The organism is Dyella japonica DSM 16301 (assembly GCF_001010355.1).
Lineage (GTDB): Bacteria > Pseudomonadota > Gammaproteobacteria > Xanthomonadales > Rhodanobacteraceae > Dyella > Dyella japonica.
On the sequence record NZ_JPLA01000026.1, the window covers coordinates 1 to 18987 of the forward strand.

Here is an 18987-nt window from a genome sequence, read left to right on the forward strand (position 1 = left end):
AGCACCCGCCCCTCACCTCGATCCTCTCCCGGAGGGGAGAGGATGAAAAACTTTAGAACCAGCGACGATGCTCGCCCGGCCCTTCCACATTGCTGATGCAGCGATCGCACAGCTCCGGATGCGCCGCATGCGTGCCGACATCATCGCGACGCTGCCAGCAGCGTACGCACTTGGCCGCATCGCTTACCGTCGCCGACACCCACACGTCCGCGCCTTCCAGTTCAGTCAGCACCGCGTCCGCCGGCTGGCCACCGGCCAGATCCAGGCGCACATCGGAGCTGATGAAGAAGAAGCGCAGCTCAGACGCCGCCGGCTGGTAACGCGCAACGACAGCGGCATCGGCATGGATGGCCACCTTGGCCTCCAGCGATGCGCCGATCTGTTCGGCCTTGCGCATGCCCTCGAGCACGCGCGACGCGGTATCGCGGATCGCCAGCAGATCGGACCAATAACGGCGCTGCTCCGGCGAACCCTGCGTAGCGGCCAAACCGTCATACCAGGTTTCGAACAGCACGCTCTCGCTGCGCTGGCCCGGCATGTGCTGCCAGATCTCCTCCGCCGTGAAGGTGAGCACCGGCGCCAGCCAGCGCACCAGCGCCTCGGCGATGCGGTACATCGCGCTCTGCGCGCTGCGGCGACCGTGGCTTTCGGTCGGCATCGTGTAGAGACGATCCTTGGTGATATCCAGGTACAGCGCGCCCAGCTCGTTGGTGCAGAAGTTCTGCACACGCTGGACGATCTCCGGGAAATCATAACGGTCGTACGCCGCCGTCACCGCCTGTTGCACGTCGTACGCCTGCTGCACCACCCACTGGTCGAGCAGCGTGCTCTCTTCCACCGGCACCAGGTGCTTGGCGGGATCGAAGCCGTCGAGGTTGCCGAGCAGGAAGCGCGCGGTGTTGCGGATGCGGCGATACGTATCAGATACGCGCTTCAGGATTTCGTCCGACAGCGACATCTCGTTGCGGTAATCGGTCGAGCAGATCCACAGGCGCAGGATGTCCGCGCCCAGGTTCTTCATGATGTCCTGCGGCTCGATGCCGTTGCCCAGCGACTTGGACATCTTGCGGCCCTGCGCATCCACGGTGAAGCCGTGGGTGAGCACGTCGTTGTACGGCGCCTTGGCGAACATCGCCGACGAGGTCAGCAAGGAGGACTGGAACCAGCCGCGATGCTGGTCCGAGCCTTCCAGGTACATCACCTTGTAGCTCGATGCGTTGCCCTGCTGCAGCTCCGGACGCTGACCTACCACGGTGAAGTGGCTGGCGCCGGAATCGAACCACACGTCGAGCACGTCGAGGACTTTTTCATAGTCCTTCGCCTGATCGCCGAGCAGCTCGGCTGCGTCGAGCGCGTACCACGCGTCGATGCCGCCCTGTTCGATGCGCTTGGCCACCTGTTCCAGCAGCGCGACGGAATCGGGATGCGGTTCCTGCGTGCTCTTGTTGATGAACAACGCAATCGGCACGCCCCACGTACGCTGACGCGAGATACACCAGTCGGGACGATCGCCGACCATGCCGGCGATGCGCTCTTCGCCCCAGCCCGGCACCCAGCGCACCTGCTTGACCGCATCGAGGGCGGTCTTGCGCAGGCCTTCCTTCTCCATGCTGATGAACCACTGCGGCGTGGTGCGGAAGATCACCGGCGACTTGTGGCGCCAGCAATGCGGATAGCTGTGTTCGATCTTGGCAAACGCGAGCAGCACGCCGCGGCGACGCAGCAGCTCGACGATTTCGTCGTTGGCCTTCCACAGATGCTTGCCCGCGATCACCGTGCCATCGAGCGCAGCCGGCGTATCGGCGCGGTACGTGCCACGTGCCTCGGTGTAATTCAGGGTTTCGATGCCGTACTTGCGCGAGACGACGAAGTCTTCCACGCCGTGGTCGGGCGAGGTGTGCACGGCGCCGGTACCGTCTTCAGCGGACACGTGGTCACCGATCAGCACCGGCACTTCGCGCGCATAGAACGGATGCTTGAGCAGCACGCCTTCCAGCGCCTGGCCATCAACATTGCCAAGCACGTTGGGCTCTTCGATGCCGTAGCGATGCGCGGCCTTTTCGACCAGCGCACTGGCGATCACCAGCAGCACGCGCTGGCCCTCGCGCGCCGGACCTTCGATCAGCGCGTATTCGAGTTCGCCACCCAGCGACACCGCCAGGCTTTCCGGCAGCGTCCACGGCGTGGTGGTCCAGATCGGAATGGCGACGATGGCATCGCCCGCATCGACACCGAACTTCTGCGCGAGCGCCTTCGGATCGACCGCGTCATACGCGACGTCAACGGCCGGCGAGACTTTGTCCGCGTATTCGATTTCCGCTTCAGCCAGTGCCGAACCGCAATCGAAGCACCAGTACACCGGCTTGGCGCCGCGCACCACGTGACCGTTGCCGACGATCTTGGCCAGCGCACGCACCATGTCTGCTTCGTACTTGAAGTCCATGGTGCGATACGGGTGTTCCCAATCGCCCAGCACGCCCAGGCGCTTGAAGTCGGTACGCTGCAGGTCGATCTGCTGCTGCGCGTATTCGCGGCACTTCTGGCGGAAGGCGGCGGCGTCGAGCTTGTCGCCTACGCGGCCGAATTTCTTTTCCACTGCCACTTCGATCGGCAGACCGTGGCAATCCCAGCCCGGCACGTAGGGCGCGCGGAATCCGGCCAGCAGGCGCGATTTCACCACCACGTCCTTGAGCACCTTGTTCACCGCGTGACCCAGGTGAATCGCACCGTTGGCGTACGGCGGGCCGTCGTGCAGCACAAACACCTTGTCGCGGCCGGCGGCACGCTCCTGGATCTGCTCGTAGCGGCCCACCTGCTGCCAGTCGGCCAGCCACTTGGGCTCGCGCTTGGGGAGGTCGCCGCGCATCGGGAATTCCGTCTGCGGCAGGTTGATGGTGTTCTTGTAATCCTGGGTCATTGCCTGGGGATGCTCTGATCGTCGGGTTGTTCGGGTGTCGCCTCGGCAGCGCCATGGCCCTGGGGGCCGGCGCTTCAACCATCACGGCGAAAGCGCCAACGTTACCGGATTTGAGGCAGTTACGCCTCGCTGAGACGCGGATTCATGCCCAGCAACTCACGGGCCTGGCGCGCGTCTTTGGCCATCTGGACGGTCAACGCGTCCAGGTTGTCGAATTTCTGCTCATCACGCAGCTTGGCGACGAATTCCACCGCCATGCGCTGGCCGTAGAGATCGCCCTCGAAGTCGAACAAATGCACTTCCAGCAGCGGCTCCGGCACCTCGTTCACGGTGGGCCGAACGCCGAGACTGGCCACGCCGGGCCAGCTGCACTCGCTTTCACCCAGGCCCACGCGTACCGCAAAAATGCCGTGCACCGGGCTGCTGCGGTCGCGCAGATGGATATTGGCGGTGGGATAGCCCAACTGGCGACCCAACTGCTTGCCGTATTCCACCTTGCCTTCGATCACGAACGGGCGACCCAGCAGCGGCGCCGCGCCGGAAAACTCGCCGGCCGCCAGCAACATGCGGACCCGCGTGGCCGACACCCGTGCGCCATCCAGCAGCACCGAGGGCATGGTCCGTGCGGTAAAGCCAAGCTCCGGCCCCACCCGCTCCAGCATCGCCACATCACCGCTGCGCTTGTGGCCAAAGCGGAAATCGGCGCCGACCCACACCTCGCGCGCGTTCAACCGGTCCACCAGCACGCGACGGATAAAATCCTCCGCCGACATGGAAGTGAGGGCGCGATTGAAGCGCAGCAAGAGCACCTGCCCCATGCCGGCTTCGTCGAACCCGCGCAGCTTGTCGCGGACGCTGGACAGCCGGGCCACCGGCTCCGGCGAAAAATAAGCGCGCGGCAACGGTTCGAAGCTCACCACGATAGCCGTAAGCCCAAGCTTGGCGGCGCGTTCGTGCACCTGCGCAAGCAGGGCCTGGTGACCGCGATGCAGGCCGTCGAACGCGCCAACGGCTACCACGCTGCCGCCGGGCGCCAGACTGGGGCCGGCGACATCCCTGGAAAGTCTCATCATCGGGCGAGTATAGCGGCTGAAGCGCCCCGTTTCGGCCCAGATAAAGCGTCAGACGCCACGCAATTCGCGCAAGCGGAACCCCGCCGCAAACAGCGTCACGACGTAGGCGCCGCCGCCTGCCGCCACCAGCACGCCCAGGTGCCACGCGCGGGTCCATTTGCCGGCCTCAGTCCAGTCCGGCCAGATCCACATGCCGACCAAGAGCACCACCACCATCACCGCGCAGGCCAGCACCAGTCGCAGCATGTGACGTGCCCAGCCGGGCTGGCGCTGGTACACGCCGGCGCGACGAAGCCAATGCCACAGCAAGCCCAGGTTGATATAGCTGGCCAGCGCGCTCGCCATGCCCAATGCCATATGCAGGCCAGGCACCGCGGCAATGCCGTCTAGCCAGGGCAACTGGCGCTGTGCCGGCGTGGCCCACAGCACGTAGAGCATCGCCACGAAGATCACGTTGAGCACCATGTTCGCCACCAACGAAGCCACGCCGGCGCGCACCGGCGTGCGGGTGTCCTGGCGCGCATAGAACGCCGGCAGCGCCACTTTCACCAGGGCGAACGCCGGCAGGCCGAAGCTGAGCGCGGTGATCGACAGCGTCGCCATGCGCGTGTCGAACGGCGTGAACTGGCCATGCTGGAACAAGGTGGCCACCAGCGGCTTGGCCAGCAGCATCAGCGCGAACATCGCCGGCACGGCAATCAGCAGCGTGATGCGCAGGCCCCAGTCCAGCGCCTTGGAAAAACCGTCCTTGTCGGTGGTCACGTGATGACGCGACAGCGACGGCAGGATCACCGTACCCAGCGCCACGCCGAACAGGCCCAACGGCAATTCCAGGAAGCGATCGGCCTGCGACAGCCAGCTCTGCGAGCCCGTCATCAGGTACGCCGCGATCACCGTGTCCAGCAGCAGATTGATCTGCGCAATCGACGAGCCGAACAGCGTCGGCACCATCAGGGTGAGGATGCGGCGCACATCCGGATGGCTCCAGCCCCAGCGCGGCAGCGTCAGCAGGTCCAGCCCGCGCAGCGAAGGCAGCTGGAACAGCAGCTGCAGCAGGCCCGCGAGCAGGATCGCCCAACCCATCGCCATGATCGGCGGATGCACGAACTTCGACAGCCACAGCGCGCCGCCGATCATGCACAGGTTGAGGATCACCGGGGTGAGCGCCGGCAAGGCGAACTTGTGGAAACTGTTGAGCGCGCCGCCGCACAGCGCAGTCAGCGACACGAACAGCAGGAACGGAAAGGTCAGACGCAGCAGCTGCGCCGTCAGTGCGAATTTTTCCGGCGTATCGGCCGCGCCCTGCGAAAACAACGCAGCGACCTGGGGTGCGAAAATCACGCCCAGCGCGGTGATCACCAGCAGCACCCCGCCCAGCGTGCCGGACACGCGTGACATCAGCTGCTTCAGGTCCTCATGGCTGCGCTTCTCTTTCACTTCCGTGAAAACGGGCACGAAGGCCGTCGAGAACGAGCCCTCGGCAAACAGGCGGCGCATGAAATTGGGAATGCGGAACGCCACCCAGAATGCGTCGGTGGCCGCGTTGGCGCCGAAGGTGGCATTGATCGACATGTCCCGGACCAGCCCGAGCACGCGCGAAATCATGGTCATGCTGCTGAATGACAGCAGCCCGCGGAACATGCTGGGAGACTTCATGCCTTGAGGTCGTACCTATGCTGGTGAGACGCGCTGCACGCCGGAACCCCTCTGCCCCGGCGGCGAAAGGCGCGTAGTTTGACAGCCCCGAATGGAAAGATGACAGCTCAGACGTGGCATAATCAGGGCCGTTCGTTTCCCTTGGCCGCCATCTTGGTGGCGTGGCGCTCCGCCGAGCGCTTTGAAAAACGGCTAAGCTGTTGACGCAACGGCTCATTAGCCGCATACTTGCCGTCTTTTTCCAACCCAGCAATTCATTTCGGAGTTCTACCTTGGCCAACATCAAGTCCGCGAAGAAGCGCGCGCGCCAGTCCGAGCAGCGCCGCCTGCGCAACGTCAGCGCCCGTTCCATGGTGCGCACCGCCCTCAAGAAGGTCGTCAAGGCCATCGAGGCCAAGGACAAGGCTGCCGCCGTTGAAGCCTTTGCCGCTGCCCAGCCGGTCATGGACCGCTACGCTGCCCGCGGCCTGATCCACAAGAACAAGGCTGCTCGCCATAAGAGCCGCCTCAACGCAAAGATCCACGAGCTGGCGTAAGCCAGCTTCGTGAACTGAATCTTGGGTTGGCGAGAAAGCCGGCGGAAGCCGGCTTTTTTGTGTGCCTGGGGGAAAGTGCCGGCGCAAGCCGGTTTTCTTTTGCCCGTCGCTACCATGCCGCCGTGCCGCTCTTTGTTTGTAGGAGCGCACCCTGTGCGCGAGCACCTGACGGAGCGATGCAGCCATGCGCCGCGGTCGCGCACAAGGTGCGCTCCTACAAGGGTGAGGTAGGCCAGTGGCTCTCGGATCAGGCTAGCCCCCCCCTTTATTTTTGTGGGAGCGCACCCTGTGCGCGACGGCCACGCCGCGGCGTACCGCTCCGTAGGTTTGTCGCGCACAGGGTGCGCTCCCACACGCGAGCCGCCAGTCGAAGCCGAATCGCCCAAACCCGTACAAAAAAAGCGGCCCGAAGGCCGCTTTTTTTCTAGTGCGTGGCGAAGACGATCACCTCACTCCCCGCGCAACCTCACATCCCCCGGCAGCATATCGTCGCGCTCCATCCGCGCCATATGCTCCGCCTCAAGGAAATGCCACACCTGCTGACACACCGGCATGGTGTTCTCACGCGAAATGGCCGACACCAGGAACGACGGCTCCTTCCATGCCAACCGCGCAATGACATCAGCCGCGACCGCCTGACGCTCATCCTCAGGCAACACGTCGGCCTTGTTCATCACCAGCCAACGCGGACGCTCGAGCAATTCAGGATCGAACTTCTCCAGCTCCTGCTCGATCGCACGCACCTGCTCCACCGGATCGGACCCGTCGATCGGCGCGATGTCCACTACGTGCAACAGCAGGCGCGTGCGCGACACATGACGCAGGAACTGGATGCCCAGGCCCGCACCATCGGCCGCACCTTCGATCAGGCCCGGGATATCGGCGATCACGAAACTCTGATCCGTACCGAGACTGACCACGCCCAGGTTCGGATGCAGCGTGGTGAACGGATAATCCGCCACGCGCGGCGTCGCCGCCGAAACGGCGCGAATGAAGGTGGACTTGCCCGCATTGGGGAAACCCAACAGGCCGACATCCGCCAGCAGCTTCAGCTCCAGCTTCAGCGCACGCAGATCACCCGGCGTACCCGGCGTGGACTTGCGCGGCGCACGGTTCACCGAGCTCTTGAAATGGATATTGCCCAGGCCGCCCTTGCCGCCCTGCGCCACCAGCAGGCGTTGGCCGTTCACGGTGAGGTCGCCAATGGTTTCGTCGGTGTCGACGTTGATCACCACCGTGCCCACGGGCACACGGATATAGGTGTCTTCGCCGCCCTTGCCGTACATCTGGCTGCCCATGCCGTTCTGACCGCGCTCGGCCTTGAACGAGCGCTGGTGACGGAAGTCGATCAGGGTATTGAGGCCTTCATCGGCCACCAGCCAGATCGAGCCCCCGCTGCCGCCGTCGCCGCCATCGGGACCGCCGAAGGGGATGAATTTTTCGCGACGGAAGCTGATGCACCCGTTGCCGCCGTCACCGGCTTTGACATTGATGATGGCTTCGTCGACGAATTTCATGGGGTGCCTGGGGGAAGCGAATAGGGGATAGAGATTAGTGAAAGCCGGGTTCTCGGGACCGTGATGAATAGCGAAGCGGCCCTGCCGATCCCCTATTCCCTGTTCCCTATGCCCTGCTCTCAAAAAACAAAAGCCCCGCCGAAGCGGGGCCTTCGCTGCAACGTCGCAGGGGAATTAACCCTTGATGACGTTGACGAAACGGCGGTTGTGCTCGCCGCGCACCTTGAATTCGACGGTGCCGTCGACCAGCGCAAACAACGTGTGGTCGCGACCGAGGCCCACGCCGGTGCCGGCATGGAACTTGGTGCCGCGCTGACGCACGATGATGTTGCCGGCTTCAATAGCCTGGCCGCCGTAGATCTTCACGCCGAGATACTTCGGGTTCGAATCGCGACCGTTGCGGCTGGAACCTACGCCTTTTTTATGTGCCATGACTCAATGCTCCAGTTGCTCAGGCGTTGATGCCCGTGATCTCGACTTCGGTGAAATGCTGACGATGTCCCTGCTGCTTCTTGTGGTGCTTGCGGCGGCGGAACTTGATGATGCGGATCTTGTCGGCACGGCCGTGCTTGCGCACGGTGGCGCTGACGGTGGCACCGGCCACGATGGGCGCACCGACGGTGATCGACTCACCGGCGCCGACCAGGAGGACCTGATCGAAGGTGAAGGCAGCGCCTTCTTCGGCGTTCAACAGCTCCACGCGCAGGACGTCGCCCTGCTGAACGCGGTACTGCTTGCCGCCGGTCTTGATGACTGCATAGCTCATGGGATTATCCCTTCTGTCGTTATTCTCTTGGGTTCACCGGACCCATGGGGCACCGGTGAACTCGGGAGTATAACGAAGCCCGGGCGGCCTGGTCAATTACTGACCAGTCGATCCGCCCGTGGCCGCCGCCGGCTTGGTGTCGGTCTTGGCCGGCGCGGGCTTGGTCTCGGCCTTCGCCGGGGTCTTGGCGGCTGGCTTGGCCGACGCCTTGGCTGGCGTGGCCTTCTTCGGCGCCGGCTTGGTGGTCTTCTTGGGGGCGGCCTTCGAGTGTGACGTGGCCTTGGCGGCCGGCTTGGACTCGGACTGCTCGCCGCCCTCGGTTGCCTGCCTCGGCTTGATCTTTTCGCCGTTCTCCGCCGCCTGGATCGCGGCCGCGCCCTCCAGGGCGGTGCCACCCATCGGCGAGGCAGCCACCTTGCCCGGGCAGCGGCCGGAACCGTCCAGCGTGCCCATCTGCTTGAGCTCGTTGACCATCTGGTCGCTGCGCTCATGGCTCCACTGCTGGCCGGCCTGGTTGGCCTCGGCCATGGTGGTGGGCATCTCGTTGATGACCTTCTGGCCCAGCGGCGAGCGGTAGAACTTCAGCAGGCCCGACATCTCGTCCGCCGTGAAGTGCTTCTGGTAAACGGGCACCAGCCGGCCAATGAACAGCTGGGTCTGGTTGGCGTCCATGTAGTTCTGCCAGAACTCCGGCTGCACGCACGGCATCGACTGCTGCAGCGTGGTCACCGCCTGGGTGTTCATCTGCAGCAGCATCTTGCCGACACCGACGACTTCCATCAGCTGCCGAACCTGATCTTCCGTAGCCGGCGCCGACGACGCCATGGCCTGTCCCATGCCCATTGCAAGCGCCATGGCAACACCCCATCTCTTCAGCTTGCCCATCCGCACTCTCTGTTCGCAGGTCGGCCGGAAACCGGCCAAAGATTCCATTAAGCCATACTCGGCCGAATCTTCTCTTAAGAGTTTGTTGGGTGGCATCGGTCAGTAATAAGCGTACTGACAAGTTTGGTATAGTACAGTTTTCCCCTCCCCCAACGACTCCGGGCGATATGGATACGATCCGCATTCGCGGCGCGCGCACGCACAATCTCAAAAACATCGACCTCGATCTGCCGCGTGACAAGCTGATCGTCATCACCGGCCTGTCAGGGTCGGGCAAGTCGTCGCTGGCCTTCGACACCATCTATGCCGAGGGCCAGCGCCGCTACGTTGAATCGCTGTCGGCCTACGCCCGGCAATTTCTGTCGATGATGGAAAAACCGGACGTCGACCACATCGAGGGTCTGTCGCCGGCCATTTCCATCGAGCAGAAGTCCACCTCGCACAATCCGCGCTCCACCGTGGGCACGATTACCGAGGTCTACGACTACCTGCGCCTGCTGTATGCGCGCGTCGGCACGCCGCGCTGCCCGGACCATGGCATTCCGCTCGAGGCGCAGACCGTCAGCCAGATGGTCGACAGCACGCTCGCGCTGGATGGCGAAAAGCGCTTCATGCTGCTGGCGCCGGTGATCCGCGAGCGCAAGGGCGAGCACGTGCAGGTGTTCGATCAGCTGCGTGCGCAGGGTTTCGTGCGCGCGCGCGTCGACGGCACCGTCTACGACCTCGATGCCGTGCCGCCGCTGACGCTGCGCCAGAAGCACACCATCGAAGTGGTGATCGACCGCTTCCGTCCGCGCGACGACATCAAGCAGCGCCTGGCCGAATCGTTCGAAACCGCGCTGCGCCTGGGCGACGGCATCGCCATCGTGGTCGACATGGACGATGCGAAGGCGCCCGAGCAGTTGCTGTCCTCGCGCTACTCCTGCCCGGTGTGCGATTACTCGCTGCCCGAGCTCGAGCCGCGGCTGTTCTCGTTCAACTCGCCGGTCGGCGCCTGCCCGACCTGCGACGGTCTGGGCGTGACCCAGGTGTTCGATCCGGCCCGCGTGGTGGCGCATCCGGAGCTGTCGCTGGCCGGTGGCGCCGTGCGCGGCTGGGATCGCCGCAACGCGCATTATTTCCAGCTGATCCTGTCGCTGGCCGCGCATTACGGCTTCGACGTGGACACGCCGTGGCGCAAGCTGTCAGCGGACGTCCAGAAGGCCATCCTGTACGGCAGTGGCAAGGACAAGATCGCCTTCAAGTACATCACCGAGCGCGGTGGCCGGGTGACGCGCGAGCACGCGTTCGAAGGCATCATCCCGAACATGGATCGCCGCTATAAGGAAACCGAATCGCCGGCGGTGCGCGAGGAACTGGCCAAGTACATCAGCGACCGTCCCTGCCCCGACTGCGAAGGCCAGCGCCTGAATCGTTCGGCGCGCAACGTGTTCGTCGCCGACCACGCGCTGCCCTCGCTCACCTCGCGCTCAATCGACGACACGCTGGCTTTCTTCGAGAAGCTCACGCTCACCGGCTGGCGCGGCGAGATCGCGGTGAAGATCGTCAAGGAGATCCGCGAGCGCCTGACCTTCCTCAATGACGTGGGCCTCAACTACCTCACGCTGGATCGCCAGGCCGATTCGCTGTCGGGTGGCGAAGCGCAGCGTATTCGTCTCGCTTCGCAGATCGGCGCCGGCCTGGTTGGCGTGATGTACGTGCTCGACGAGCCGTCGATCGGCCTGCACCAGCGCGACAACGAACGCCTGCTGGGCACGCTGACGCGCCTGCGCGACCTGGGCAATACGGTGATCGTGGTCGAGCATGACGAAGACGCCATCCGCATGGCCGATCACGTGCTCGATATCGGTCCCGGCGCCGGCGTGCATGGCGGCGAGATCGTGGCGCAGGGATCGTTCAAGGACATGCTCGCGTCGCCGCGCTCGGTCACCGGCCAGTTCCTGTCCGGCAAGCGCGGCATCCGCGTACCCGAGGAACGCCGCCAGCAGTTGGACGCCGATTCGTGGCTGCACCTCAAGGGCGCCAGCGGCAACAATCTGAAGAACGTCGACCTGGCCATTCCCGCGGGCTTGTTTACCTGCGTCACCGGCGTGTCCGGCTCGGGCAAGTCGACCCTGATCAACGACACCTTGTTCCGCCTCGCCGCCAGCGAGCTCAATGGTTCGGGCGAGCAGGCTGCGCCGTACAAGTCGGTCGAAGGCCTGGAGCTGTTCGACAAGGTGGTGGACATCGACCAGTCGCCGATCGGACGCACGCCGCGTTCGAACCCGGCCACCTATACCGGTCTGTTCACCCCGCTGCGCGAGCTGTTTGCGCAGGTGCCCGAAGCGCGCGCGCGCGGCTATACGCCGGGCCGCTTCAGCTTCAACGTGCGCGGCGGCCGCTGCGAAGCCTGCGAAGGCGACGGCATGATCAAGGTGGAGATGCACTTCCTGCCGGATGTGTACGTACCCTGCGACGTCTGCCATGGCAAGCGCTACAACCGCGAAACGCTGGAAGTGCATTACAAGGGCCACACGATTGCCGACGTGCTTGACATGACGGTGGAAGATGCGTTCAAGCTGTTCGAAAACGTGCCGACCATCGCACGCAAGCTCGAAACGCTGCGCGCGGTGGGCCTGGATTACATCAAGCTCGGCCAGAGCGCGACCACGCTCTCGGGCGGCGAAGCGCAGCGCGTGAAGCTGTCCAAGGAATTGTCCAAGCGCGATACCGGCCGCACGCTGTACATCCTGGACGAGCCCACCACCGGCTTGCACTTCCACGACATCGAGCAGCTGCTCGACGTGCTGCACAAGCTGGTGGACCAGGGCAATACGGTGGTGGTGATCGAGCATAATCTCGATGTGATCAAGACCGCCGACTGGCTGGTCGATCTCGGCCCGGAAGGCGGCGCCGGCGGTGGTCGCATCCTGGTCACCGGCACGCCGGAAACCGTGGCTGCCACAGCGGGCTCGCATACCGGACACTTCCTTGCCCCGCACCTGGACATGAAGCCCGCCAAGACGGCCAAGCTCCAGAGCAACGGCAAGAGCAAACCTGCACTACGGAAGAAGACTGCATGAGTTCCACCCACCCCGTGCCTGAGCAGCGCACGTGCGAGACCAAGACGCAGGAAAGCGCCCCAGTCGTGACGAATGCCCAGGCAAGCGAGGCGACGAACACCCCGCTGTTCGTCGCCCCGATCGGCGTACGCTGGCGTGATCTGGACGCGTTCAATCACGTCAACAACGCCAACTACCTCACCTACCTGGAAGAGGCGCGTCTGCAGTGGCTGCAGCACGTGCCGGGCTGGTTCAACGAGCACTCGATGCCGGTGCTGGCAGCCAGTGAAGTCAACTATCGCCGCCCGATCGAATGGCCCGCGCAGTTGAACGTGCAGCTGTTCTGCGAGCGGCTGGGCAACAGCTCGATCACGCTGGCCCACCGCATCGTCGACGCTGGCGACGATGCGCTCTACAGCGACGGCAAGGTCGTGCTGGTGTGGATGGACCCCACCACCGGCAAGCCGGTACCGCTGCCGCCATCGATCCGCGACGCCGCGCAAGCCGGCGCTTGAACGACCCGGCCGGCATTCGGGGTTAAGCCTACCGGCATCACGGATGCCGCAGCTTCATGCGGCATCCGTACTATCAGCGGCGACCACCCGAAAGGAGTTCGACCGTGATCCCTGTTCCGCTTCGCACCCTCGCCCTTGCCATCCTCGCCAGCACCAGCGCAGGCGCCCTCGCCGCGCCGGCGGCTACCTCGCTGACGCTCTACCGCAGCGATGACAATGCGCTGTACAGCGCGGGCGACAACGGCTCCGTGCCATCGGGCCACGCCGTGGCGCGCGAAACGCGCCAGCTTGAGCTCAAGGCCGGCACACAGGACCTCAGTCTCGACGGTCTGCCGCAATACGTCGACCCAGAATCCATTGCACTGAACGTCGACGGCGACGCCGCCAAGGTGCTGTCGCAACGTCTGCGCCTGGGCCAAGGCCAGTACGCCGCATTGGGCAGCCTGATCGGTCAGCCGGTCGATGTGTACGGCACGAATGGCGACATACAGGCCAGCGGCACACTGCTGCGCGCCGACGCCAGCGGCCTGATGGTGCGCGATACCTCCAGCGCCAACGAACGCATTGCGCTGGTCCACGAATACGGTGCGGTCAAGGCGCGCGGCGTCTTCCAGGTGGGCTCGGGCCTGCAACTGCGCGTGGACGCCAGCCGCGCAGCCAAGGCCAATGCGACGCTGAGTTATTCCACCTCCGGTCTGGGCTGGCGCGCCGCCTATGTCGGCACGCTGGCGCCGGGCGATGGCTGCAAGATGCAGTTCGAATCGCGCGCCAGCATCGCCAACCGCAGCGGTCGCGACTGGAACAACGTGCAGCTGATGCTGGTGGCCGGCGAGCCACAGCTGGCCCAGTCCTCGGGACCGCGTCCCATGATGTTCAACGCGCGCGCCAAGACGGCCGATGCCGCGTTGCCCGAACAATCCACGCTGGCCGACTACCGCACGTACAGCTTGCCCGGCACGGTCGACCTGCCCGATGGCAGCGTGAGCCAGGTACCGCTGTACGACACGCGGACCATCGCCTGCGAACGCACCTCGCTGTTTGAAACGGGGACCGGCTGGGTGCCGCCGCAGCCCATGATCGGCCAGGATGCCTTCACCAGCGGCGGCCCTGAAGGCATTTCCAGCACGCTGCAATTTCGCGCGTTCGACAGCATCCCGGCTGGCAACCTGCGCGTGCTTTCGCTGGACCGCAACGGCACGCCGCAACTGATCGGCAGCGGTCGCGTCAACGACACGCCCAAGGGCAGTGACGCGCATATCACGCTGGGTATGGCGTTCGATCTGCGCGCCAGCCGCGAACGCACCGCCTTCACCGTGGACAAGAACGGCCATCGCCTGGACGAGGCCTTCCGCATCACGCTCACCAATGCCAGCGACACGCCGCGCGTGATCACCGTGCGCGAGCATCCCCAGCGCTGGCGCCAGTGGACGCTCGCCTCCTCCAGCATCAAACCGAGTGCGCAGACCACCGACACACTGGAGTTCAAGGTGCCGGTGCCGGCCAACGGCAAGGCCACGCTCGATTACGCGGTGCGCTATCAGTGGACGGCGGACGATCATCCGCAAGGATGAGGAGTGAGTGGAGAGGAGTGAGAGGCGAGGAGTGAGTGGAGAGGAGTGAGCGGCGGGAGAAGGCAGCGGCGCGCTGTCTTTGCTAATCTCGTCTCTCACTCCTGCCAACTCATCCGGCCACTGCCATGCTCAACCTGATCACGCACGACGCCATCATCGAAATCAACCTGGCGCGTCCGCCGGTGAACGCGCTCAATGTGGACTTGCTGCGCGCGTTACGCGATGCGGTGGACAACGCGGTAGCCAGCGGTGCGCGTGGCATCGTGCTGTCCGGCCAGCCCGGCATGTACTCGGCCGGCGTGGATGTACCTTCGCTGCTGGGGCGCGATCGCGACGGCGTGCGTGATTTCTGGCGCGAGTTTTTCCAGACCGCCTCGACCCTGGCGATGTCGCCGATTCCCATCGTGGCGGCCATCACCGGCCACAGTCCGGCCGGTGGCGCCGTGCTGTCGTTGTTCTGCGATTACCGCGTGATGGCCGAAGGCCCGTTCAAGATCGGCCTCAACGAAGTGCAGGTCGGCCTGGTGGTGCCGGAAAGCATCCAGATGGCGCTGCGTCGCATCGTCGGCGCCTATCGTGCCGAACGCCTGATGGTGGCGGGCGCCATGATCGAATCCGGCGAGGCGCTGGCGGTCGGCCTGGTCGACGAACTCACCAACGTCGAACAAGTGGTGACGCGCGCCGTGGTGTGGATGCAGGGCATGCTCGCGCTGCCTTCCAACGCGATGCTCAAGACGCGTGCGATTGCGCGTGCCGACCTGACCGCCATCTGGGCGCATCCGGAAGCGTTGCCGATGGATGGCTTCCTCGATGCGTATTTCCATCCGGAAACGCAGGCGGTGTTGGAAAAGCTGGTCGCGCGACTGAAGAAGAAAGATTGACCTTGTAGGAGCGCACCCTGTGCGCGACCCGGCGCCCTGCGGCGCCGTTCGCGCGCAGGGTGCGCTCCTACAAAAAAAGAGACGCTCAGCCGGGCTCGGCGCCCTTGGCCACCGGCCGACTCGCATCGCTCACCCAGCCGCTCCACGACGGCGCGTAAAGACGCGAACCGGTGAGTCCTGCATGCTCCATCGCAAGCAGGTTGTGGCATGCCGTGACGCCCGAGCCACACATATGCACCACATCGCTGGGCGCATGCGCGCCGAGCAGTGCCTGGAACTCCGCGCGAAGTTCATCGGCCGGCTTGAAGCGGCCATCTTCCCGCAGATTTTCCGAGAAAGGCCGATTGAGCGCGCCGGGCACATGGCCGCCTACCGGATCGATGGGCTCGACTTCGCCGCGATAACGCGCAGCGGCACGCGCATCGATCAGTACCCGCTGCGCATCGTTGCGCAGCGTGGCGTGATCGACGAGGTATTGCTCAGCATCGAAATAAACGCTTGCCGGCCGCGGCTCGCGAACGACATCACCCGATTCGACCGGCAGGCCTGCGGCCACCCAGGCCTGGAAACCGCCATCGAGCACGGCCACATCGCGGATGCCGGACAGACGCAACAGCCACCACAGCCGGGCGGCAGCCAGCGAACCGTTCGCGGCGTCGTAGCACACGATCTGCATGCCCTCGCGCCAGCCCCAGCGCGACAGGGATTCGGAGAACGCGGTATCGAGTGGCAACGGATGCCGCCCCAAACCCAGCGACTTGCGCGAGAGATCGGACAGATCGCTGTCGAGGCTGGCATAAACCGCGCCAGGGATGTGCCCTTCGCGATAGTCACGCTCGCCCTTGCCGACATCGCGTTCGCCGCTGCCGGGCGCCATCAGGTCGAAACGGCAATCGACGATCAGCACATCGGCCGGAGCGAGCGCCGCCAGTTCCTTGACGTCGATCAAGGTGGTCTTGAGCGTCATACGCGTCCCATCCTCTGCAGGAGGTTGAACACCATGGCGGCGGTGGCACCCCAGATGCGGTGGCCGCCATGCACGAATTCCACCATGTCGCGACGATGGCCGCGGAAATCCATGGTGTAGCGCTTGAGATTGCGCGGTTCAAGAAAGAACGACAGCGGCACTTCGAACACCTCAGCCACTTCCGCCGGCGCGGGATAGAGGCGCGCCTCGCCGTCGATGCGCGCGACCACCGGCGTGACGCTGTAACCGCTGATGGTTTCGAAGCGATCGAGAAAGCCCAGCGGTGTCACCAGGCGGCGTTCGAGGCCAATCTCTTCTTCGCTTTCGCGCAAGGCGGTGGCGATCGCGTCCGCATCGCCCGGGTCGGTACGACCGCCGGGAAACGCCACCTGTCCTGCATGGTCCTGCAGATGATCGGTGCGCACCGTCAACACCAGTCGCGGTTGCACACCCTCGCGTACGCCCACCAATACAGCGGCCGGCCGACGCGGCGTATCGCCGATCAACTGGACCATGTCCGAATGATTCCAACCCCGCCCCGTCGGCGGTGACGACAAAGGCAAGACTGCGTGACTCAGGTCGGTCAGCAGCTCACCCATCACGGTCGTTTCCGGGGAGGCAGCACGTCGCGCATGTAGCGCAGCCGTTCCTGGTCATCCATGGCCCGCCATCCGGCGATTTCCGTGCCCGTGCGCAGGCAGCCGATGCAATAGCCGCGCTCGTCCAGCCGGCAGATGCCGATGCAAGGACTGAGGGGATTGCCGGAAGGACCAGGAGAGCCGTCTGCCGCTGTCATGCTGCGAGGAAGTATCGGCGCGGCACGGAGCGTGCCAGCGAAGCGGCCATTCTATCGCATGGGGCGCAAGCCGTCATTCGAACGCTGCCAAGGGCGGCAGCGTTCAAGCCGATGTCATTACTTGATCTCGAGCAGCTCGATTTCGAACACCAGCGCCTCGTTGGGACCGATGCGCGGCGGATCGCCCTTGATGCCGTACGCCATGGCAGGCGGCACGGTGACCTTCCACAGGTCGCCCACGTGCATGCGCTGGATCACTTCCTGCCAACCCGGGATCACCTTGTTGTTCACCACGAAACTCACTGGCGAACCATGTGCCCATGAGCTGTCGAACTCGGTGCCGTCGATCAGCATGGCGCGGAAATTCACCGTGACCACCGAGCCTTCCGGTACCGGCCTGGTGCCGGTGCCCTGTTTGACCACTTCGTACTGGATGCCCGACGGCAGCTGGATCACGCCCGGCTTGCTGCGGTTGCGCTCCATGTAGTCGGCGCTCTTGCGCGCATTGGTTTCGGCCACGCGCTTGAATTGCGCCAGCGCCTGGCTGTGCATCTGCTCGTCGAGTTCGCGCAGCTGGTCGTGCATGTCGCGCATCGACACGGTGGGATGCTTCTTGGCGTAGGCATCCTGGATCGCGCGCAACAGCGTGGGGATATCCACGTCCGGTTCGCCGTTGGCGAACTGGCTGCCGATCTGGAAACCGATGGCGTAGGACAGCTTGGTCTTGTCCAGCTTGACCTGCGACTGATCCTGCGGGGCGCTACTGACCTGGGCATGCGCCAGACCACCCCAACACAGGATGCCCAGAGCTAGCCAACGCAGTTGTGCCATGCCTTCCTCCATTGCGGCTGCAACCTGGCCATCGTAAGCGGTCCGGGCGAATCGTGCAGCGATGCCGGTCGATCCGGCGTCTGTGCCTTCGAACGCCGGGGGCGGCAAAGGTTCCCGCTGCTACCATGGCGCTTTTTCCGCCGGAGTCGAATCATGGCCTATCGCAACCTGGAAATCGCCAACCGCGGCGCGGTGCGCACCATCACCGTCAATCGCCCGGACAAGCTCAATGCGCTCAACCGGGAGACGCTCAACGAGCTGACGCTGGCCTTCACCCAGGCCGCCCAGGACGATGCGGTGCGGGTGATGGTGTTGGCGGGTGCGGGGGAAAAGGCCTTCGTGGCCGGTGCGGACATTGCCGAGATGAATGGCTATACGCCCGTCCAGGCGCAGGGTTTCTCACGCACCGGGCAGCGCCTGATGAGCCTGGTCGAGCGCCTGGGCAAGCCGGTGATCGCACGCATCCAGGGCTTTGCCCTCGGCGGCGGGATGGAACTAGCCATGTGCTGCCACCTGCGCGTGGCCAGCGAGAAGGCAAAGTTTGGCCAGCCCGAGATCAACCTGGGCCTGATCCCCGGCTTTGGCGGCACCCAGCGCCTGCTGCGCCTGGCCGGCCGTGGCGCCGCGCTGGAGCTGTGCCTGCTGGGCGCCACCATCAACGCCCAGCGCGCCTACGAGCTGGGCGTGGTGACCCGCGTGGTCGCACCCGAGGCGCTGGATGAAACCGTCAATGCGATGGCTGACCAACTGGCCGCCGCCGCGCCTCTGGCCGCCGCCGGCATCCTGGACGCCGTGCTGCAGGGTGGCGAAACGAGTATCGATCAGGGCCTGGAGTTTGAAACGCAGGCGTTCGCGCTGGCGTTTGCTACCGAAGACATGCGCGAAGGCACCACGGCGTTTCTGGAAAAGCGTAAAGCGGAGTTCAAAGGGCGGTGAAGGGCAGAAGTGAGTGAAGAGGAGTGAGAAGTGAGAGAAAGCGCGCTCCGCACCCGCTCTCTCTCACTTCTCACTCCTCCATCTTCACTCCTCGCC

At 64.7% G+C, this 18987-nt stretch carries 17 protein-coding genes; 6 read left to right on the plus strand and 11 right to left on the minus strand.

Going from position 1 to position 18987, the window contains the following annotated elements; genetic code table 11:
- Positions 1 to 52 precede the first annotated feature (52 nt).
- From ileS to murJ, 3 genes are all read right to left on the minus strand, one after another.
- Positions 53 to 2917 (minus strand): isoleucine--tRNA ligase, encoded by a 2865-nt coding sequence (gene ileS / locus Y882_RS10210; RefSeq protein ID WP_046971814.1) that lies wholly within the window; start codon positions 2915 to 2917, stop codon positions 53 to 55.
- Between the two features lie 119 nt (positions 2918 to 3036).
- Positions 3037 to 3990, minus strand: a complete 954-nt coding sequence (locus Y882_RS10215; protein ID WP_046971815.1) for a bifunctional riboflavin kinase/FAD synthetase — start codon at positions 3988 to 3990, stop codon at positions 3037 to 3039.
- 48 nt (positions 3991 to 4038) lie between these two features.
- Complete coding sequence (gene murJ, locus Y882_RS10220; RefSeq protein ID WP_046971816.1) at positions 4039 to 5646, minus strand: murein biosynthesis integral membrane protein MurJ; 1608 nt, start codon at positions 5644 to 5646, stop codon at positions 4039 to 4041.
- Positions 5647 to 5918: 272 nt separating this feature from the next.
- Between murJ and rpsT the strand changes: the two genes are divergently transcribed.
- Positions 5919 to 6182: a 30S ribosomal protein S20 gene (gene rpsT / locus Y882_RS10225; protein ID WP_008213299.1), complete on the plus strand. Its 264-nt coding sequence runs from the start codon at positions 5919 to 5921 to the stop codon at positions 6180 to 6182.
- A 449-nt stretch (positions 6183 to 6631) separates the two neighbouring features.
- On the opposite strand, the gene cgtA is transcribed toward rpsT, so the two are convergent.
- From cgtA to Y882_RS19320, 4 genes are all read right to left on the minus strand, one after another.
- Positions 6632 to 7699, minus strand: a complete 1068-nt coding sequence (gene cgtA, locus Y882_RS10230; RefSeq protein WP_046971817.1) for an Obg family GTPase CgtA — start codon at positions 7697 to 7699, stop codon at positions 6632 to 6634.
- Between the two features lie 174 nt (positions 7700 to 7873).
- Positions 7874 to 8131, minus strand: coding sequence for a 50S ribosomal protein L27 (gene rpmA / locus Y882_RS10235; RefSeq protein WP_046971818.1), 258 nt, complete (start codon positions 8129 to 8131; stop codon positions 7874 to 7876).
- A 19-nt stretch (positions 8132 to 8150) separates the two neighbouring features.
- On the minus strand, positions 8151 to 8465 hold the full coding sequence (gene rplU, locus Y882_RS10240) for a 50S ribosomal protein L21 (protein WP_038616498.1): 315 nt from the start codon (positions 8463 to 8465) through the stop codon (positions 8151 to 8153).
- A gap of 96 nt (positions 8466 to 8561) precedes the next feature.
- Positions 8562 to 9320 carry a DUF2059 domain-containing protein gene (locus tag Y882_RS19320; RefSeq protein ID WP_244466316.1) on the minus strand — a complete coding sequence of 253 codons (759 nt, stop codon included), beginning with the start codon at positions 9318 to 9320 and terminating at the stop codon, positions 8562 to 8564.
- 197 nt (positions 9321 to 9517) lie between these two features.
- Here Y882_RS19320 and uvrA point away from each other — a divergent pair, with 197 nt between their 5' ends.
- From uvrA to Y882_RS10265, 4 genes are all read left to right on the plus strand, one after another.
- Positions 9518 to 12415: an excinuclease ABC subunit UvrA gene (uvrA, locus tag Y882_RS10250; protein WP_046971819.1), complete on the plus strand. Its 2898-nt coding sequence runs from the start codon at positions 9518 to 9520 to the stop codon at positions 12413 to 12415.
- The gene (locus Y882_RS10255) at positions 12412 to 12909 is read left to right on the plus strand and encodes an acyl-CoA thioesterase (protein WP_082121062.1); all 498 of its coding nucleotides are present in this window, start codon (positions 12412 to 12414) and stop codon (positions 12907 to 12909) included. Before uvrA ends, Y882_RS10255 begins: the two co-directional genes overlap by 4 nt.
- 104 nt (positions 12910 to 13013) lie before the next feature.
- Entirely contained in the window at positions 13014 to 14480 is a 1467-nt protein-coding gene (locus tag Y882_RS10260) for a DUF4139 domain-containing protein (protein WP_046971820.1), read from the plus strand.
- A 125-nt stretch (positions 14481 to 14605) separates the two neighbouring features.
- A complete protein-coding gene (locus Y882_RS10265) occupies positions 14606 to 15361 on the plus strand; it encodes an enoyl-CoA hydratase/isomerase family protein (RefSeq protein ID WP_046971821.1) in 756 nt (251 codons plus the stop codon).
- Between the two features lie 85 nt (positions 15362 to 15446).
- On the opposite strand, the gene Y882_RS10270 is transcribed toward Y882_RS10265, so the two are convergent.
- From Y882_RS10270 to Y882_RS10280, 4 genes are all read right to left on the minus strand, one after another.
- Complete coding sequence (locus tag Y882_RS10270) at positions 15447 to 16328, minus strand: sulfurtransferase (protein WP_046971822.1); 882 nt, start codon at positions 16326 to 16328, stop codon at positions 15447 to 15449.
- On the minus strand, positions 16325 to 16843 hold the full coding sequence (locus tag Y882_RS20800) for a CoA pyrophosphatase (protein ID WP_244466317.1): 519 nt from the start codon (positions 16841 to 16843) through the stop codon (positions 16325 to 16327). Before Y882_RS20800 ends, Y882_RS10270 begins: the two co-directional genes overlap by 4 nt.
- 83 nt (positions 16844 to 16926) lie before the next feature.
- Positions 16927 to 17124, minus strand: a complete 198-nt coding sequence (locus Y882_RS20805) for a DUF1289 domain-containing protein (RefSeq protein ID WP_156171402.1) — start codon at positions 17122 to 17124, stop codon at positions 16927 to 16929.
- Positions 17125 to 17241: 117 nt separating this feature from the next.
- Positions 17242 to 17955 carry an FKBP-type peptidyl-prolyl cis-trans isomerase gene (locus Y882_RS10280; protein ID WP_046971925.1) on the minus strand — a complete coding sequence of 238 codons (714 nt, stop codon included), beginning with the start codon at positions 17953 to 17955 and terminating at the stop codon, positions 17242 to 17244.
- 153 nt (positions 17956 to 18108) lie between these two features.
- On the opposite strand from Y882_RS10280, the gene Y882_RS10285 reads away from it, so the two are divergent.
- Positions 18109 to 18891, plus strand: coding sequence for an enoyl-CoA hydratase-related protein (locus Y882_RS10285; protein ID WP_046971824.1), 783 nt, complete (start codon positions 18109 to 18111; stop codon positions 18889 to 18891).
- Positions 18892 to 18987 lie beyond the last annotated feature (96 nt).

Bases quoted from the DNA above. Each gene is read 5' to 3' on its own strand.
- ileS (WP_046971814.1), bottom strand. From the start codon at position 2,917: ATGACCCAGGATTACAAGAACACCATCAACCTGCCGCAGACGGAATTC.
- Y882_RS10215 (WP_046971815.1), bottom strand. From the start codon at position 3,990: ATGATGAGACTTTCCAGGGATGTCGCCGGCCCCAGTCTGGCGCCCGGC.
- murJ (WP_046971816.1), bottom strand. From the start codon at position 5,646: ATGAAGTCTCCCAGCATGTTCCGCGGGCTGCTGTCATTCAGCAGCATG.
- cgtA (WP_046971817.1), bottom strand. From the start codon at position 7,699: ATGAAATTCGTCGACGAAGCCATCATCAATGTCAAAGCCGGTGACGGC.
- rpmA (WP_046971818.1), bottom strand. From the start codon at position 8,131: ATGGCACATAAAAAAGGCGTAGGTTCCAGCCGCAACGGTCGCGATTCG.
- rplU (WP_038616498.1), bottom strand. From the start codon at position 8,465: ATGAGCTATGCAGTCATCAAGACCGGCGGCAAGCAGTACCGCGTTCAG.
- Y882_RS19320 (WP_244466316.1), bottom strand. From the start codon at position 9,320: ATGGCGCTTGCAATGGGCATGGGACAGGCCATGGCGTCGTCGGCGCCG.
- uvrA (WP_046971819.1), top strand. From the start codon at position 9,518: ATGGATACGATCCGCATTCGCGGCGCGCGCACGCACAATCTCAAAAAC.
- Y882_RS10255 (WP_082121062.1), top strand. From the start codon at position 12,412: ATGAGTTCCACCCACCCCGTGCCTGAGCAGCGCACGTGCGAGACCAAG.
- Y882_RS10265 (WP_046971821.1), top strand. From the start codon at position 14,606: ATGCTCAACCTGATCACGCACGACGCCATCATCGAAATCAACCTGGCG.
- Y882_RS10270 (WP_046971822.1), bottom strand. From the start codon at position 16,328: ATGACGCTCAAGACCACCTTGATCGACGTCAAGGAACTGGCGGCGCTC.
- Y882_RS20800 (WP_244466317.1), bottom strand. From the start codon at position 16,843: ATGGTCCAGTTGATCGGCGATACGCCGCGTCGGCCGGCCGCTGTATTG.
- Y882_RS20805 (WP_156171402.1), bottom strand. From the start codon at position 17,124: ATGACAGCGGCAGACGGCTCTCCTGGTCCTTCCGGCAATCCCCTCAGT.
- Y882_RS10280 (WP_046971925.1), bottom strand. From the start codon at position 17,955: ATGGCACAACTGCGTTGGCTAGCTCTGGGCATCCTGTGTTGGGGTGGT.
- Y882_RS10285 (WP_046971824.1), top strand. From the start codon at position 18,109: ATGGCCTATCGCAACCTGGAAATCGCCAACCGCGGCGCGGTGCGCACC.